Source organism: Glycomyces sp. MUSA5-2 (assembly GCF_037034145.1).
GTDB lineage: Bacteria > Actinomycetota > Actinomycetes > Mycobacteriales > Micromonosporaceae > Glycomyces > Glycomyces artemisiae.
Genome location: NZ_JBAGKG010000005.1, coordinates 289,551 through 305,156, shown reverse-complemented (window position 1 = coordinate 305,156; position 15,606 = coordinate 289,551). Strand labels below are relative to the sequence as shown.

Here is a 15,606-nt window from a genome sequence, read left to right as displayed (position 1 = left end):
ACCGCGGGCCCCCGATCACAAGGGTGACACCGGGGTCCGACAATCCGCCGCGGCGGCCGGATCCGGAGCGGCGGCGTTTTCAGGGCAGCGCCTCGCGTCGTCAGGACGCGGATTCCGGGCCCCCGGCCACAAGGGTGACACCAGGGTCTGACAGCAGCGCCCGGCAAGAGGGCGCCGCCGGGACCGGTTAGTGGAAGGGGATCCTCGCCCAGACTTCCTGGGTGCCGTCGCCGAGGGTGCGGGCGCCCCAGTCGGTGGACAGTTTGGACACGATGAACATGCCGCGGCCGTGCGCGGAGTCGAGGTTCACGGAGCACACGTGGGGGTGGGTGCGGGAGCCGCCGTCGATGACGCGGACCTCGACGTCGGCGGGGCCGAGGACGTAGGTGACGCACACTTCGTTCCCCGGGAGCGGCCGGGCGTGGCGGACGGCGTTCGAGACGAGCTCGGTAGCGCACACCAGGAGGTCGTCGCGGGCCTCGTCGGGGAGGTCGGGGAGCGCGTCGCGCAGCCACCGGCGGACCTGGCCGGGCGCCCCGGACTGGTGGGGGACGCGCAGCCGCTCCGGCGCCGGTATCGCAGCTGGCATCGCGTTCTCCCTTCCTTCCGACGTGCCCTGGGGAAGCTATACAGCAAACTACCCTTTACGCACTCGCTACGCCAGCATTACCGTCGGACCCTGAGTCCGTCTTGAGGCGCCGGGATCAGCCGGTGAGGGTCTGGCGGATCGCGGCGGGCCGGTCGGAGATGATGAGGTCGACTTCGAGGCCCGCCATGCGGTGCGCCGTGTCGGCGTCGTTGACGGTCCAGGTGTACACCTCGTACCCCGCCTCGTGGCTGCGTTCGACGAAATCGGGTGTCGAATCGATGTAGTCGACGCGCGAGGAGAGGATCTGCACCCCCTCGGGCGGGCGCCGGAACGGGTACTCGAAGATCCACACCAGCGGCGTGTCGGCGTCGAGGCCGCGCCAGGTCTTGAGCGCGGCCCGCGAGAAGGACATGACCGTGACGTCGAGCCCGGGCCAGCGCCTCAGGGTCTCCCACAGGCGCAGTTCGAGGCGGGGCCCGAACTTCGAGGGGTGCTTGGCCTCGATGAGGAGCTTGAGGTCCTTGCCCGAGTCGACGACGAGCCCGAAGACGTCTTCGAGGGTGGGGATGCGCTCGGCCTCGGGATTGCCCGCGCAGTCGGGGTACTGGTGCGCGAAGTTGAACTCCCGCAACTGGGCGAGTGTGAGGTCGGCCACGGCGCCTTTGCCGTCGGAGGTGCGCTTGACGGTGCGGTCGTGGTGGAGGACGAGGTGCCCGTCGGCGGTGAGGCGGATGTCGAACTCGAACCCGTCCGCGCCCTCGACGATGGCCTGGCGGAACGCGGCGAGGGAGTGCTCCGGCAGGAACTCGTTCGCGCCTCTGTGGGCGGCGATCAGCGGGTGGGACACCCTTTGAACGATAGACGGTGGGGGCGACGGCGTGGTCGCTCCGCGGTGTCCGGTTCGCGTTGTGGCGGTGAACACGTCCGCTTCGGGTGAACGTCTGGTGGCCGGGCGCCGACGCGCTCGGGCGTGGGGCGGGCAGCGGACCGCGGCGACGGTTTTGGGCGGTGGCGGGTGACGGGTGGGAGGATAGTGGGCGTGCGTTACGAGGAAGGGGCCTACCGGGACCTGGGGTGGGCGAAGATCGACGTCGGGCGGCCGGCCCGGACGGGCACGGCCGAGGCCGTGTACGCGGCGGGCAAGACTCCGGCGCAGGTCGCGGGTGCGCTCGCGGCGCTGCGCGAGGCCCACCCGGGGCGGGTCGCGGTGGCGACCCGCTGCGACGAGGCGTGCGCGGCGGCCGTGCGGGAGCGGTTCGCGGGCGAGCCGGTGCTCGTGGAGGCGGGCGTGTGCGCCGTCGGCGAGTTCCCGGCGGTCGAATCCGGGCCGCTCGCGGTGGTGTGCGCGGGGACCTCGGACCTGCCGGTGGCGCAGGAGGCCGTGGTCACGGCCCGCGCGAACGGCCTCGACGCGCGCCTGACCCCCGACGTGGGCGTGGCCGGGCTGCACCGGCTCCTCGACAAGCTGCCCGAACTGCGCGAAGCGGTGTGCGTGATCGTGGTGGCGGGCATGGACGGGGCGCTGCCGTCGGTCGTGGCGGGGCTCGTGTCCGCGCCGGTCGTCGCGGTGCCCACGTCAGTGGGGTACGGGGCCGCGTTCGGCGGGCTCGCGCCGCTGCTGACGATGCTGAACTCGTGCTCGCCGGGCGTGACGGTGGTGAACATCGACAACGGGTTCGGGGCGGCGATGGCCGCGGCCCGGATCCTGAACGTGAAGGCGGAGCGATGACGGTCGCGTGGCTCGACTGCTCGGCGGGCGCCTCCGGCGACATGTTCCTGGGGGCGCTGGTCGACGCGGGGGTGCCGCTCGAACTCATGCAGGCGGCCGTGGACTCGCTCGGGACCGAGCCGATCCGGTTGCGCGCCAAGCGGGTCGCCCGGCACGGGCTCGCGGGCGTGAAGGTGGACGTGGAGGTCCCGGAGGCCGCGAACGACCGGCGCTGGCGGTCGATCCGGGCGATGCTCGAAGGCGCGGACCTCGACGAGGCGGCCCGGAAGCTGGCGCTGGGGGCGTTCGCGCGCCTGGCGGCGGCGGAGGCCGCGGCGCACGGGATCGACGAGGAGGACGTGCACTTCCACGAGGTGGGGGCGCTCGACTCGATCGCGGACATCGTGGGCGCGGCCGCGGGGCTCGCGTCGCTCGGGCTCGCGAAGGTCACGGCGTCGACGGTGACGCTCGGGGGCGGCACGACGCGCGGGTCGCACGGGTCGATCCCGCTGCCTGCCCCGGCGGTGCTGCGGGTCCTCGCCGACGCGGGCGCGCCCGTGGTGGGCGCGGTGCCGTACGAGGCGTGCACGCCGACGGGCGCGGCGATCGTCGCGGCCGCGGCCTCGGGGTACGGGCCGCTGCCGGAGATGGTCGTGGAGCGGGTGGGCGTCGGCGCGGGCGGGCGCGACCCGCAGGAGCGGGCGAACCTGCTGCGCATCGTGATCGGCCGCGAGGTGGTGACGGCTCGGCGGGCGGCGCATGCGCACGTCCACCGGGTCGGGGCCGCGTCGCAGCAGCAGGCGCAGCCGCATGAACACGGTCATGAACACAGCCGTCAAGAAGGCGCCCCGGAAAGGCACGATCACGGCCATGCCCATGGGCCGCAGGCGGTCCGCGATCCGCATGACCACGGCGTCGGCAGCGCCGGCGCGAAGCCGGTGGTCATCGAGACGAACGTCGACGACCTCGACCCGCGGCTGTGGCCCTCGGCCCTCGCGGCGCTGCTGGAGGCGGGCGCGTCGGACGCGTGGCTGACGCCGATCCTCATGAAGAAGGGCCGTCCCGCGCACACGGTGCACGTGCTGTGCCGGGCGGAGGCGGTGGCCGCAGTGCGGTCGGCGCTGGTGCGGCACACGACGACGATCGGCATGCGCTCGTACGAGATCGACAAGTACGCACTGGAGCGCCGCTACACGGTGGTCGATGTAGACGGTCACTCGATCGGGGTGAAGACCGCGCTGGAGCACGGCGAGGTCGTCAACGCGTCGGTCGAGTACGAGGACGCGGCGGCCGCGGCGGCCGCGCTCGGGCGGCCGCTGAAAGTGGTCGTAGCGCAGGCGACGGCCCTTGCGGCGCAGGAGTATCCGCACTGACCGGGTCGTGGGTGGGAGTCGGTATCCTGCCCGCATGATCGATTTCGAGAATGGTTCGGTTTTCAAGCTCAAGCTCACCGACGACCCCGGCTTCCGCGACGAGGTCGCCCCGCTGCTGGTCGACGGCGAGGAGGTGGCGCTGACCTTCGAGGGAGTGCGCGACTTCATCGTCTTCACGAACAAGCGCATCATCGCCGTGAACGTCCAGGGCATCACCGGCCGCAAGAAGGACTACACGACCCTCCCCTTCAGCAAGATCCAGGCGTACTCGGTGGAGACCGACGGCCTCATGGACAACGACGGCGAACTGGACCTGTGGTTCTCCGGGCTCGGCAAGGTCCGCTTCGAGTTCAAGGAGAACGTCGACCTGCCCGCAGTCGCCAAGCACATCGCCGCCTGCTCCCTCTAAGCCCCGCAACGACGTAGAGCGGCGCCGGGCCCCCCGTGGTGCCTACGGATCGGGGCCCGGCGCCGCTGTCCTGTCAGCCGTGCGTCGCGTGCGCGGGCGCGGGGACCTCGCCGATCTCCTCGCCTTCGCCGAGGACCACGAACTGGCCCATCATCCCCGAGTCCTCGTGGGCGAGGATGTGGCAGTGGAACATGTACGGCAGGTTCGGGTCGGTGTAGTCGGCGAACCGCATGGCCAGCCGGTACTTGCGCTGCGGGACGAGCTGCACGGTGTCCTTCCAGCCGAGCAGCTGCGGGGGCGGCTCGGCGCCGTCGACGTCGAGGACCCGGAACTGGACGTCGTGGACGTGGAAGCTGTGCATGTACCCGTCGGCGTTGGTCACCTCCCACACCTCGACGGTGCCCTCCCGGACCCCGAAGTCGATGCGCGCCAGGTCCATCGCCTCGCCGTTGATCTGGCTGAACCCGGAGAGGGAGAACGAGCGCTCCTCGGCGGCCTCGGCGGGGTCGACGTCGGGGGCCGCGCCCATGGCCTCGGGAACCGAGGTCTCGTCGGCGAGCGAGTCGGCGGCCCGGAACTGGCAGACGTCGAGGAGGTCCTCGGCGCCGTTGACGCGGGCGAGCGGGCCCGTGTAGCCCTCGGCGGCCGGGTGGGACCTGAGCACAGCGGTCTCGCCGGGTTCGAAGGCGACGACGATCTCGGCGCGCTCGCCGGGTGAGAGCTGGAGCCGGTCGGTCTCCCACGCCTCGGGGAGGAGGCCGCCGTCGGTGGCGATGAGCTGGAACGGGCGGTCGTCGCTGAACCCGAAGTTGTAGAGGCGCGAGACCGAGCCGTTGAGCAGGCGCAGGCGCACGAGGCGGGTGGTCACGTCGAAGTAGGGGCCGAGGGTCCCGTTGACCATGATCTCGTCACCGAGGATGCCCTGCATGCTCATGAACGAGCCGCCGTCCTCGAACTGGTTGTCGCCGTTGAAGTTGCGGTCCTGGACGATGAGCGGGACGTCGTCGACGCCGTACGTGGACGGCAGCGGCAGGGCCTCGGACTCCTCGTCGTCGATGATGAACATCCCCGCGAGTCCCTTGTAGACGTGGTGCGCGGTGCGGCCGTGCGGGTGCGGGTGGTACCAGAGGGTCGCAGCGGGCTGGTTCAGCGTCCACTGCGGGGTCCAGTCGCCGCCAGGCTCCATCTCCTGGTGGGGGCCGCCGTCCATGACGGCGGGCAGGTGCATGCCGTGCCAGTGGATCGAGGTGCCTTCGTCGAGCCCGTTGTACACGGAGAACGCGATCTCCTCGCCGCGCTTGGCGCGGATGGTGGGGCCGAGGAAGTTCCCGTTGATCCCCCAGGTGGCGGTCTCGGCGCCGTCCTTGAGCGCGGTGGTGCCGGCCTTGATGTCGAGGTGGAACACGCGGGCGCCGGAGGGGTCGTCGGCGGACTCCGCGAGCGGGGGGATCGCGAGGGGGTTGTCGAAGTCGACCTTCCCGGCGGTGTCGAGCTTCGCGCTGCTCCACAGGTACGCGACGGTCCCGGCCCCGCCGAGCGCGATCACGCCCACGCCGCCGCCGACACCGATGAGGGTCCACTTCAGTGCATTACGCCGCTTCATGAACGCAATGGTCGCGGCGCGACCCGCCCGATGCATCGGGCCGAGGGAGGCAATGCCCGTACACCGTGGGGACTACGCGGCACCCGCGAGTCAACCCCGGGTATCGCCTCGGGACGCGGGCCCTATTCCTCGGCGAGGTAGCCGCGGATGTGGGCGGCGTTCACCGCTGCGGCGCGGCCGGCGACTTCGAGCTTCGCCATGGCCCGCGACAGGTGGACGCTCACGGTCTTCTCGGAGATGAACAGCTCGGCGCCGATCTGGCGGTTCGTCAGGCCCCGCGCGACCAGGCGCAGGACCCCGAGCTCCCTGGGGGTCAACGGGGTCGACGTCGGCATGGCCGTGTCGAGGCGGGCCCGCTCGGCGAGCGCGCACAGCTCCTTGCGCAGCGGCTCGGCGCCCAGCTCGATCGCGGTGCGCTTCGCGGCGACGAGCGCCTCCGCGGCCTTCAGGCGGGCGTCGGCGCCCGGGGACGCGAGGAGCGCCTCGGCGAGGCGCCAGCGGGCGTACGCCTGCCGGTACGGCTCGGCCCAGTCCTGCGCCGGCGCGGGCGCGGGCGCGGCGCCGCCTTCGAGCATCGCGAGGGTCTCGGACGCGAGCGGGTCGGTCAAGGCCAGGTCCAGGCGCTCCTGGTCGGTCAGGCGCGGCACCGGGTCGGCCGCGGGCCCGCCCGCGGGCGCAGGGGCCTGGGCGGCGAGTGCGGTCCGGTAGTCGAACGCGTCGGCGGCCGTGCGCCACCGCTCGGGGTCGCCGTCGCCGTACAGGCGGGTCGCCTCCGCTTCGAGCTGCGCGGCCCACGCGATCCCCTCGGGGCCGAGGGTCCCGGACATCGGCTGGCCGTGCTCCAGGAAGAACCGGCCGCGCTCGGCGAGCCGCTCGCCCGCGGCGACCGCGTCCTTCGCGCCCGCGGTGTCGCCGTCGCGGCGCAACTGGTGGGCGAGGTCGGCGGCGGCGCCGATGCCGGTGGCGCACACCGACACCCCGGCGAGGTAGTAGCCCCGCATGCGGGTCATGAGTTCCGTGGCGCGCTCGACGCGGCGCAGCGCGTCGGCGGGCCGGTGGCGCCAGCGGTCGAGCTCGGCGCCGCACAGCGTCGCGAGCGCGAGGACCTGGCCGTCGATCTGCCACCGGTCGGCGAGGTAGTCGAGGCGGCGGTCGGCGGTCTCGAAGCGGCCGCGGGCGACGTCGACGAGGAGGACCGCGGCGGCGAGGCGGGTGAGGACGACGCCGGGCAGGACGCTGGAGGCCATCTCGCCGTTCGCGTCGACGTCGCCCCAGCGGCCCAGCATGTAGTTGCAGATGACCTGGCGGACGGCGATCTCCACGCCGAAGCCGCTCCACTTGTCGCCGGTGCAGCGGCCGCGCTCCATGCCGCGGTCGAAGTGCACGAGCGCCTCGCGCAGGCGCGCGGCCTCGACGAGGACCAGTCCGTTGTTGAAGTGGCCGCGCAGCTCCACCTCGTGCCATTCGAGGCCGCGGACCAGGTCGAGGGCCTCGGTGTTGCGGGCGATCGACTGCTCGACGGTCTGCTCGCCGCGGCGGAACGCGGCGAGGCTGTCGGTGAGGGTCGCGTCGGCCTTCGCGGCGCGGGCCGCGGACGTCTCGTCGGGGTCGTCGGACTCGGCGAGGACCGCGTCGGCGGTGGCGATGGCCGCGGCCGTCCACGCCCTCGCGTCCTCGTGGCGGCGGTTGGCGTAGATGGTGCGGCCGACGACGGCCTGCGCCCACGCCTTCACCGCGCGGGGCTCCTCGTCCTTGACCAGTTCCCATGCCTCCCAGGCGACCCGGTGCGCCTGGTCTTCGTCGCCCTCGATGGTGAGGAGGTGCTTGGCGTACTTGCGGCGCGTGGAGGCGCCGAGGATCGGGTCCCCGGAGGCGTCCGCGAGGCGCACCGCGGCGGCCGAGAACGACTGGGCGCGTTTGATCTCGCCCGACGCCTCCGCGTTCGCGGCGGCGCGGGTGGTCAGCCGCAGCTCCGTGATGCCGACGGGCCGCTGCGCGGCCGGGACCCGCTCGAACAGGGCCAGGGCCCGCTCCAGGTGCAGGAGCGCCTCGGCGGGCGCGGCGAGCTCCACGGCCTCGTCGGCGGCGCGCACCGACGCGGCGAGCGCGCAGCGCAGGTCCCCGGACTCGTAGGCGTGGTGGGCGAGTTCGGCCTCGGCGCCCTTGCCGTTGTCGCCGGCGAGGGACTCGGCGATCTTCTGGTGGTACCGGATGCGTTCGCCCGGAAGGAGGTCGGAGTAGACGGCCTCGCCGAGGAGGGCGTGGCGGAACGCGTACGTGTCGGCGCTCTTCTGCACGATGATGCCGTGCGAGATGGCCGCGCGCAGGGCCTCGTCGAGCTCCCGCTCGTGGCGCAGGCCCGTCTCGTCGAGCAGCGACCAGGCGGCGGCGTTCAGCCGCGCGTACGTGAAGCGGCGGCCCAGGACGGAGGCGAGGCGCACGACCTGCCGGGAGGCGTCGGGGAGGCGTTCGAGGCGGGCCAGGAGGACCTCCGCGAGCTCGAACGTGACGGTGTGGGTCTCGGCGGCCGCGAGCTCCTCGGCGAGGAACGCGTTCCCCTCGGAGGCGGCGGCGATCTTGGAGACGGAGACCTCGTCGAGCCCGGTGTTCAGCTCGCGCACGAAGTCGGCGGCGTGCTGGGAGTCGAACGGGTCGATCTGGAGGCGCTGGACGGCGGGGAGGCGCACGAGCTCGGCCAGGAGCGGGCGGAGGGGGTGGCCGCGGTGGACGGCGTCGGCGCGGTAGGAGCCGAGGATGAGGAGGCGCTGGCCGGTGAGGCGGGAGGTGAGGAACGCGAGGAGGTCGCGGCTGGAGCGGTCGGCCCAGTGGAGGTCTTCGAGGGTGATGACGACGGTGCGGTCGGCGGCGAGGTCGGCGAGCGCGGCGTGGAACGCCTCGAACAGGCCGAGGCGGCCGAGGTCGCCGTCGGAGGCGGGGTGGCCGGGGAGGAGGGGGCGCAGGCCGGGGTGGGCGGCGACGAGGTCGGGCTGGTCGCGGGCGAGGGTGCCGGTGATCTCGGCGAAGGGGAGGTAGGGGAGTGCGGAGTCGGCCGTGTCGAGGCAGTGGCCGGTGACGGTGAGGACACCGTCACCGGCGCTGTCGTTGAACTCGTGGAGGAGCCGGGTCTTGCCGACCCCCGCGTCCCCCGAGACCAGGACCGTGGCCGGCCTGCCGTGCTTCGCGGCGTCGAGCGCGTCGCGCAGCGACGCGAGCTCGGCGTCGCGTGCGAAGAGCGGGAGGTCGGAACCTAGGCGCGGCATGTCTGCAATCATGACACGCCCTTAGGACACGGCGGCCCGGTCGGTTTCGGCGACGGCGGCGCCCTCCTCGGTGTGCTCGGCGCCGTGGCGCAGGCCCAGGGCCCGCACGACGCGGTCGGCGACGCCGCTGTGGCGGACGTGGGTGCCGCCGCGGCGGGTCTCCTTGGCGGCCTTGATGAGGCGGCGGGCCTGGCGCTCGTTCTCGGCCTCCTGGCGGAGCTCCTCGGAGCGGGCGTAGTGGAGGTAGTGCAGGTCGAAGTCGTTCATCTTCGTTCCTTCGGTGTCAGTGGCCGGCGTTTCCGGCCTGACACCAATACTCGTGCTGAGGCCCGGCCCCGGGCATCAGGCGTCCGCGTCGAAGACCGCCGCAGACCCCTTACTTCCGGGCCTCAGCACCCTCAGGTCCCTTACCCGCGGGCCGGAGGCCTTACTTTCGCGAGCTCGGAGGGCCGCCAGACGGCCTTACCGATGTCGATCGTGAGCGCCGGGACGAGCAGGGACCGGACAACGACGGTGTCGAGGAGCACCCCGAAGGCGACGACGAACGCGATCTGCGCGAGGAACAGGATCGGCAGGACCGCGAGCGCCGAGAACGTCGCCGCGAGGACCACCCCGGCCGAGGTGATGACCCCGCCGGTGGCGACCAGGCCCCGGACGGTCCCGGCGCGGGTGCCCAGGCGCGCGGACTCCTCGCGGACCCGCGTCATCAGGAAGATGTTGTAGTCGATGCCGAGGGCCACGAGGAACACGAATCCGAAGAGGACGACCGTCGGGTCGGCGCCGGGGAACCCGAAGAGGTGGTTGAACACCAGGGCCGAGACGCCCATGGTCGCGCCGAAGGACAGGACCACGGTGGCCGTCAGCAGCAGCGGGGCGACGATCGACCGCAGGAGTGCCATGAGCACCAGGAGGATCACGGCCAGGACGATCGGGATGATGACCGCGCGGTCCCGTTCGGACGTCGTGAGCGTGTCGAGCTGGACCGCGGTCGGGCCGCCCACCAATGCGCCGTCGACGGCGTGGACCGCGTCCCGCAGCCGCTCCACAGTGTCCAGTGCGGCGTCGGAGTCGGGCGCGTCCTCAAGGACCGCTTCGATCTCCACGAGGCCGTCCGCGGTACGGACCTGCCCGGTCTCGTCGACCGCGGGCGCGGCGGAGGCGACCCCGTCGACCTGCGCGGCCGCGAGGACCTCGTCGAGGGACGACTCGTCCGCGACGATCACCGCGGGGGCGCCCGCACCGGCCGCGAAGTGCGCGGCGAGGACCTCCTGGCCCGCCACCGAGTCCACGCCGGTGAGGAACACGTCGGTCTGCGACGTCCCGTCCGCCTTGAGCTGCACCGTGAATGCGGCCGCGACCGCGAGCCCCGCGGCCGTCACCGCCCACACGACGCGGGGGCGGCGGGCGACGAGCGCCGCGACGCCCGCCCACAGCCGCGAGGGCCGGGCGCGCCCGGCGCCGACCCGGCGCGGCCAGAACGCGGCGCGCCCGAACAGGGCCAGCACCGCGGGCAGGAACGTCACCGCGGCGAGGAACGACCCGCCGATGCCGATCGCCGCGACCGGCCCGAGGCCCCGGTTCGACTCCAGCTGGCTGAACAGCAGGCACAGCACGCCGAGGACCACGGTGCCCGCCGAGGCCGCGATCGGCTCGATCGTGCCGCGCAGGGCCCGGCGCACCGCGGCGAACCGGTCGGCGCCGCCGTCGAGCTCCTCCTTGAAGCGCGCCACCAGGAGCAGCGCGTAGTCCGTGGCGGCGCCGAACACGAGGATCGACAGGATGCCCTGGCTCTGGCCGTTCAGGTCCACGGCGCCCGCGTCGGCGAGCCGGTAGACGGCGGCGCTGGCGACCGCGAGCGCGAACCCGCAGGACAGGAGCACCAGGACGGGCAGGAGCGGGGAGCGGTAGACGAGCGCGAGGATCACGGCCACGACGGCGGCGGCCACGAGCAGGAGGAGGCCGTCGACGCCGCCGAAGGCCGCGCCGAGGTCGGCGCCGAGCGCGGCCTGGCCGGTGACGAGGACGTCGAGTCCGTCGGGTCGGTCCTCGGCGAGGAGGCCGCGGATGTCGGCGACGGCGTCCGCGTCGTCGGTGTCGCTGTCGATGAGGACGACGAGCTGCGCGGCTTCGGGCGGGTCCTCGTCCGAGAGCTGCGGCGGGATCGGCGGCCCGGCGTTGAAGGGGAGCGCGGCGAGGCCGGCGGCCGCGGCGTCGAGGTAGGCGAGGTCGGCGTCGGTGAGGCCGCCGGATCGTTCGGCGACGACGATCGCGGGGACGGCCCCGGTGTCGTCGAAGGCCTTGCGCAGCTCCATGACCTCGGTGGACTCGGCCGACGACGGGAGGAACGCGGAGCCGTCGTTGCTCGCGACCTCGCTGAGCTTCCCGGCGTAGGGTCCGGCGAAGGAGCCGAGGGCGAGCCAGGCGAGCGCGAGCAGCGCGGGGATCAGCCAGCGCAGGCGCCGGACGGGCCGCGGTCGTTCGGGGGCCATGTGGGAGTCTCCTCGCGTCGCATCGGGCCGGTGGTTCCATCGGCGAATATTTCGATGATCGAAACAGTAGACTGCACTTCGGCCACGGACGAGAACAGGACGGCGCGTATGACCCGCGACACCGACGGCGGCGGACCGACCGACAGGGACCTGTCGCGGCTGCTCCAGAACCTCACCGTCGAGTCCGACAAGTACGCGGAGCGGTTCGGCGCCGTGCACGGGCTGCACCGCACCGACGTGAACGCGCTGGTCCTCATCATGGAGGCCGCGCGGATCGGCGAGCCGCTGTCGCCGTCGGCGCTCGCGAAGGAGCTGGGCCTGTCGCCGTCGGCGACCACGGCGCTCGTCGACCGCCTCGAAGCGCTCGGCCACGTCGAGCGGACCCGGCCCGCCGACGACCGGCGCCGCGTCGCCCTGGAGGTGCCCGCGGCGGCGCTGGAGGCGAACCGGCACCTGTTCGCGCCGCTCGCGGTCGCGTTCAGCGGCGCGTGGACCGGGTTCACCGCCGAGGAGCGGGAGGTCGTGCGGCGGTTCCTGACGGTGAGCACCGAGACGATGCGGGCCGTCTCCGCGGAGGTGCGCGGCCGGGACCGGCGGCGCCGGTAGGCCCGGTCTGGGGAGTCCCGGTCAGGGGCGAATAACAGGTGCCAGGCGTCGGACCCGGCCGCTACGGTGAGGCGATGGTCTCGAAAATCAACCAGTTCACCTTCGACACCCGCGACGGCTACCGGCTGGCGCAGTTCTGGAAGCAGGTCACCGGCTACACCGAGCACCCCGACTACCCGAACAAGCCGGAGGAAGAGGAGAACTTCATCGGCCCCGGCGGCGATCACCCGGGACTCCTCTTCATCAACGTTCCCGAGGGCAAAACGGTCAAGAACCGCATGCACCTTGACATCTCCCCGGAGACCGGCACCCGGGACGAGGAGGTCGAGCGGCTCCTCGCCCTCGGCGCGACCCTCTACGAGGACCACCGCAAACCCGACGGCGCCGGCTGGGTCACCCTGCGCGACCCGGAGGGCAACGAGTTCTGCGTCGAGCGCTCCGAGGCCGAACGCGAGGCCGCGAAGAACGCCTGAGACGCGACCGCGGGCCGCCCCGTCCGGGGCGGCCCGCGATGCGAAGTCCGGTGGCGCGGCCCGGCGGCGACTCCTGCCGAAGCCGTTCCCGTCAGGCCTTTGGGCTGCTCGGGGGCTACTTCTCTGCGACGGCGTCGAGCTGGCCGTCGCCGTCCGCGTCGACGGCGGCGGTGTCGTACTTGCCGTCCCCGTCGTGGTCGATGAGCACGTGGTCGATGACCCCGTCGCCGTCCTTGTCGACCGCGAGGAGGTCCGCGGTGCCGTCGCCGTCGACGTCCACGTGGTACTCGACCGACCCGTCTCCGTTGCGGCGCACGCCGACCGTCTCGTCGACACCGTCGCCGGTGATGTCCATCTTGTGTACTTCGTCGAAGCCCATGAGGCATCTCCTAAGCAAGGAAGTGGTAAGTGTCGTCTGCACGATAGCGCGCCTATCCATAGCCAGTGGTACTCGCGTCGGCTAGCTTAGGGACATGCATGACGGTCACGGGTTTTCCACACGCGCCATCCACGCCGGTCAGGAGCCGGATCCGCTGACGGGCGCGGTAGTTCCGCCGATCTACGCGACCTCCACCTACAAGCAGGACGGGGTCGGCGGCCTGCGCGGCGGCTACGAGTACTCCCGGTCGGGCAACCCGACCCGGACCGCGCTGGAGACCTGCCTGGCCGCGATCGAGGGCGGCACGCGCGCGTTCGCGTTCGCCTCCGGCCTCGCCGCAGAGGACGCGATCCTGCGGGCGCTCCTGTCCCCCGGCGACCACGTCGTCATCCCCGACGACGCCTACGGCGGCACGTTCCGCCTGTTCGACAAGGTCGCCGTCCGCTGGGGCCTGCACTACACGGCCGCGCCGATCACCGACCTCGCCGCGCTCACCGCGTGCATGAGCGAGGGCACGAAGATGGTGTGGGTCGAGACGCCCACCAACCCGCTGCTCAACATCGCCGACATCGAGCAGATCGCCGACATCGCCCACCGGCACGGCGCGATCCTGGTCGTGGACAACACGTTCGCGAGCCCGTACCTCCAGCAGCCGCTCGCGCTCGGCGCCGACGTCGTCGTCCACTCCACCACCAAGTACATCGGCGGCCACTCCGACGTCGTCGGCGGCGCCGCGGTCGTCCGCGACAAGGAGATCGCCGACGCGATCGCGTTCCACCACAACGCGATGGGCGCCGTCGCCGGGCCGTTCGACGCGTTCCTGACCCTCCGCGGCGTCAAGACCCTCGGGGTGCGCATGGACCGCCACTGCGACAACGCCGAGCGCGTCGCCGAGTTCCTCGCGGGCCACCCGAAGATCGCCGAGGTCCGCTACCCCGGCCTCGCCGAGCACCCCGGGCACGACGTCGCGGGCAAGCAGATGAAGCGCTACGGCGGCATGATCTCCTTCCGCCACAAGGACGGCGAGCAGGCCGCGGTCGACGTCTGCGCCCGCACCGAGGTGTTCACGCTCGGCGAGTCCCTCGGCGGCGTGGAGTCCCTCATCGAGCACCCGGGGCGCATGACCCACGCCTCGGTCGCCGGCAGCGCCCTGGAGGTCCCCGCGGACCTGGTGCGCCTGTCGGTCGGCATCGAGGACGCCGACGACCTCCTGGCCGACCTGCGCCAGGCGCTCGGCTGACCGCCGCCTCTCCCCGGTAGAGCCCCAGTCCCCCGCGAGAAAGGACGATCAGTGAGCTGGTCGGGAACCACTGCGCAGCAGATAGCGAAGGCGGTCCGGCGCGGCGACGCGGACGCCTCGGTCGTCGTCGACCACCATCTGCGCCGCATCGAGGACCACCGCGAGGCCGACGCCGCCCTCACCAGCGTCCGCAAGATCGAATCGCTCGCCGAGGCCGCGGCCGTCGACGACATCGAGAACCGCGACGCCCTCCCCGCCGCGGGCGTCCCCGTCGCGGTCTGCGAGCAGCTCCCGGTCACCGGGCACGCCCCGCGGCTCGGGTCCAACGCCGCGGTCCTGCCCATCGCCGACACCGACCACCGTGCGGTGCAGCGCATCCGCGGCGCGGGCGCGGTCGTCGTCGCGTTCGGGCGCTCCTCCGAGCTGGGGCTGTGGCCCGCCACCGACGACGACGGCAACGTCCCCGCCAACCCCTGGCGCCCCGACCGCGGCATCGGCGGCCCCTCCGGCGGCACCGCCCTCGCGGTCGCCACCGGCGCCGCGCCCATCGGCATCGGCCTCGACGGCCCCGGCTCCGCGGGCGGCGTCCGCACCGCCGCCGCGGCCTGCGGCATCGTCGCCTACAGCCCCGAGCACGTGCCCGCCGACATCAACGCCGACCCCGAGCACTGGCTCGGCGGCCACGTCGGCGTCATGGCGACCACAGTGGACGATGCGGCGCTGGCCTATGCGGCCCTGACGCACCGCTCCCCGCGCTCCACCGGCGACCCGGGGCGCCTGCGCATCGCCGCCACGAACTCCGCCCCGCTGCCCGCCCGCGTCGACGACGACGCCACCAAGTGGCTGCTCAAGGCCGTCCGGTCGCTGACCGACCTCGGCCACGACACGTTCCGCGCCAAGCCCCGCTTCGGCGCGCGTCTCACGCCCGCGTCGTCGGGTGCGTGGACCTGCGCCGCATATCTCCGCAGCCTCAAGTGCGGGCCCGACGGGCTCCAGCGGCGCACCAAGCGCCTTGTGGCCGTGGGCGAGCGGACGTACCTCGGCGGCCTGTTCGGCGGCGTCCTCGGCGACGGCAACCGCGTCCGCCGCCACCTGGAGGACTGGTTCGACCTGGAGGACTACGACGTCCTCATCACCCCCGGCCTGCCCGCGGCCCCGCCCGCCGCCAAGGAGTGGTCCCTGGAGCCCTTGCGCTCCAACGTCACCCACCTCGCCTCGGCCGCGGCCTTCACCGCCCCGTTCAGCCTCGCCGGGCTGCCCGCCCTGGTCGTCCCGGTCGGCATGCGCTCCGACGGCGCCCCCGCGACCGTGCAGCTCGTCGGCCCGCCCGGCTCCACCGGCCGCCTCTTCGACGTCGCCGCCCAGCTCATCGCCAAGCTCCGCCCGCGCCGCTACGCGCCGGGCCTGAGCTGGGACTAGCCGGGACCCGAACCGACCTGACGGGCCGGACGAGCCGCTCCGCGGCTCGTCCGGCCCT

The 15,606-nt window shown here is 73.1% G+C and carries 14 protein-coding genes; 7 read left to right on the top strand and 7 right to left on the bottom strand.

What is annotated here, in order from left to right; all coding sequences use genetic code 11:
- Positions 1–187: 187 nt before the first annotated feature.
- Positions 188–589: an ATP-binding protein gene (locus tag WA640_RS17855; RefSeq protein WP_335989336.1), complete on the bottom strand. Its 402-nt coding sequence runs from the start codon at positions 587–589 to the stop codon at positions 188–190.
- Between the two features lie 115 nt (positions 590–704).
- Positions 705–1,436, bottom strand: a complete 732-nt coding sequence (locus WA640_RS17850; protein ID WP_335989335.1) for a glycerophosphodiester phosphodiesterase — start codon at positions 1,434–1,436, stop codon at positions 705–707.
- Between the two features lie 192 nt (positions 1,437–1,628).
- On the opposite strand from WA640_RS17850, the gene larB reads away from it, so the two are divergent.
- From larB to WA640_RS17835, 3 genes are read left to right on the top strand one after another with little or no spacing between them, the layout of a single operon-like run.
- The gene (gene larB, locus WA640_RS17845) at positions 1,629–2,318 is read left to right on the top strand and encodes a nickel pincer cofactor biosynthesis protein LarB (RefSeq protein ID WP_335989333.1); all 690 of its coding nucleotides are present in this window, start codon (positions 1,629–1,631) and stop codon (positions 2,316–2,318) included.
- The gene (gene larC / locus WA640_RS17840) at positions 2,315–3,670 is read left to right on the top strand and encodes a nickel pincer cofactor biosynthesis protein LarC (RefSeq protein ID WP_335989331.1); all 1,356 of its coding nucleotides are present in this window, start codon (positions 2,315–2,317) and stop codon (positions 3,668–3,670) included. The genes larB and larC overlap by 4 nt, the downstream gene beginning before the upstream one ends.
- Positions 3,671–3,704: 34 nt before the next feature.
- Positions 3,705–4,079 carry a PH domain-containing protein gene (locus WA640_RS17835; protein WP_335989329.1) on the top strand — a complete coding sequence of 125 codons (375 nt, stop codon included), beginning with the start codon at positions 3,705–3,707 and terminating at the stop codon, positions 4,077–4,079.
- A 73-nt stretch (positions 4,080–4,152) separates the two neighbouring features.
- Here WA640_RS17835 and WA640_RS17830 read toward each other — a convergent pair whose 3' ends face one another.
- The 4 genes from WA640_RS17830 to WA640_RS17815 form a co-directional block, all read right to left on the bottom strand.
- Complete coding sequence (locus WA640_RS17830; RefSeq protein ID WP_335989327.1) at positions 4,153–5,682, bottom strand: multicopper oxidase family protein; 1,530 nt, start codon at positions 5,680–5,682, stop codon at positions 4,153–4,155.
- Between the two features lie 122 nt (positions 5,683–5,804).
- Positions 5,805–8,942, bottom strand: a complete 3,138-nt coding sequence (locus tag WA640_RS17825; RefSeq protein WP_335989326.1) for an AAA family ATPase — start codon at positions 8,940–8,942, stop codon at positions 5,805–5,807.
- A gap of 21 nt (positions 8,943–8,963) precedes the next feature.
- Positions 8,964–9,209, bottom strand: coding sequence for a hypothetical protein (locus tag WA640_RS17820; RefSeq protein WP_335989324.1), 246 nt, complete (start codon positions 9,207–9,209; stop codon positions 8,964–8,966).
- 140 nt (positions 9,210–9,349) lie between these two features.
- Positions 9,350–11,431: an MMPL family transporter gene (locus WA640_RS17815; RefSeq protein WP_335989321.1), complete on the bottom strand. Its 2,082-nt coding sequence runs from the start codon at positions 11,429–11,431 to the stop codon at positions 9,350–9,352.
- A gap of 108 nt (positions 11,432–11,539) precedes the next feature.
- Between WA640_RS17815 and WA640_RS17810 the strand changes: the two genes are divergently transcribed.
- Together WA640_RS17810 and WA640_RS17805 are read left to right on the top strand one after the other, a co-directional pair.
- On the top strand, positions 11,540–12,037 hold the full coding sequence (locus tag WA640_RS17810; RefSeq protein ID WP_335989320.1) for a MarR family winged helix-turn-helix transcriptional regulator: 498 nt from the start codon (positions 11,540–11,542) through the stop codon (positions 12,035–12,037).
- A gap of 74 nt (positions 12,038–12,111) precedes the next feature.
- Positions 12,112–12,510: a VOC family protein gene (locus WA640_RS17805; protein ID WP_335989319.1), complete on the top strand. Its 399-nt coding sequence runs from the start codon at positions 12,112–12,114 to the stop codon at positions 12,508–12,510.
- Positions 12,511–12,625: 115 nt separating this feature from the next.
- Here WA640_RS17805 and WA640_RS17800 read toward each other — a convergent pair whose 3' ends face one another.
- Positions 12,626–12,889, bottom strand: a complete 264-nt coding sequence (locus tag WA640_RS17800; RefSeq protein ID WP_106362753.1) for a hypothetical protein — start codon at positions 12,887–12,889, stop codon at positions 12,626–12,628.
- A gap of 94 nt (positions 12,890–12,983) precedes the next feature.
- Between WA640_RS17800 and WA640_RS17795 the strand changes: the two genes are divergently transcribed.
- Entirely contained in the window at positions 12,984–14,129 is a 1,146-nt protein-coding gene (locus tag WA640_RS17795) for a cystathionine gamma-synthase (RefSeq protein WP_335989317.1), read from the top strand.
- 51 nt (positions 14,130–14,180) lie between these two features.
- Positions 14,181–15,548, top strand: a complete 1,368-nt coding sequence (locus WA640_RS17790) for an amidase (RefSeq protein WP_106362755.1) — start codon at positions 14,181–14,183, stop codon at positions 15,546–15,548.
- Positions 15,549–15,606: the final 58 nt, after the last annotated feature.

Excerpts from the sequence above, each read along its gene's own strand:
- WA640_RS17855 (WP_335989336.1), bottom strand. The coding sequence starts at position 589 with ATGCCAGCTGCGATACCGGCGCCGGAGCGGCTGCGCGTCCCCCACCAG.
- larC (WP_335989331.1), top strand. The coding sequence starts at position 2,315 with ATGACGGTCGCGTGGCTCGACTGCTCGGCGGGCGCCTCCGGCGACATG.
- WA640_RS17835 (WP_335989329.1), top strand. The coding sequence starts at position 3,705 with ATGATCGATTTCGAGAATGGTTCGGTTTTCAAGCTCAAGCTCACCGAC.
- WA640_RS17830 (WP_335989327.1), bottom strand. The coding sequence starts at position 5,682 with ATGAAGCGGCGTAATGCACTGAAGTGGACCCTCATCGGTGTCGGCGGC.
- WA640_RS17825 (WP_335989326.1), bottom strand. The coding sequence starts at position 8,942 with ATGCCGCGCCTAGGTTCCGACCTCCCGCTCTTCGCACGCGACGCCGAG.
- WA640_RS17820 (WP_335989324.1), bottom strand. The coding sequence starts at position 9,209 with ATGAACGACTTCGACCTGCACTACCTCCACTACGCCCGCTCCGAGGAG.
- WA640_RS17815 (WP_335989321.1), bottom strand. The coding sequence starts at position 11,431 with ATGGCCCCCGAACGACCGCGGCCCGTCCGGCGCCTGCGCTGGCTGATC.
- WA640_RS17810 (WP_335989320.1), top strand. The coding sequence starts at position 11,540 with ATGACCCGCGACACCGACGGCGGCGGACCGACCGACAGGGACCTGTCG.
- WA640_RS17805 (WP_335989319.1), top strand. The coding sequence starts at position 12,112 with ATGGTCTCGAAAATCAACCAGTTCACCTTCGACACCCGCGACGGCTAC.
- WA640_RS17800 (WP_106362753.1), bottom strand. The coding sequence starts at position 12,889 with ATGGGCTTCGACGAAGTACACAAGATGGACATCACCGGCGACGGTGTC.
- WA640_RS17795 (WP_335989317.1), top strand. The coding sequence starts at position 12,984 with ATGCATGACGGTCACGGGTTTTCCACACGCGCCATCCACGCCGGTCAG.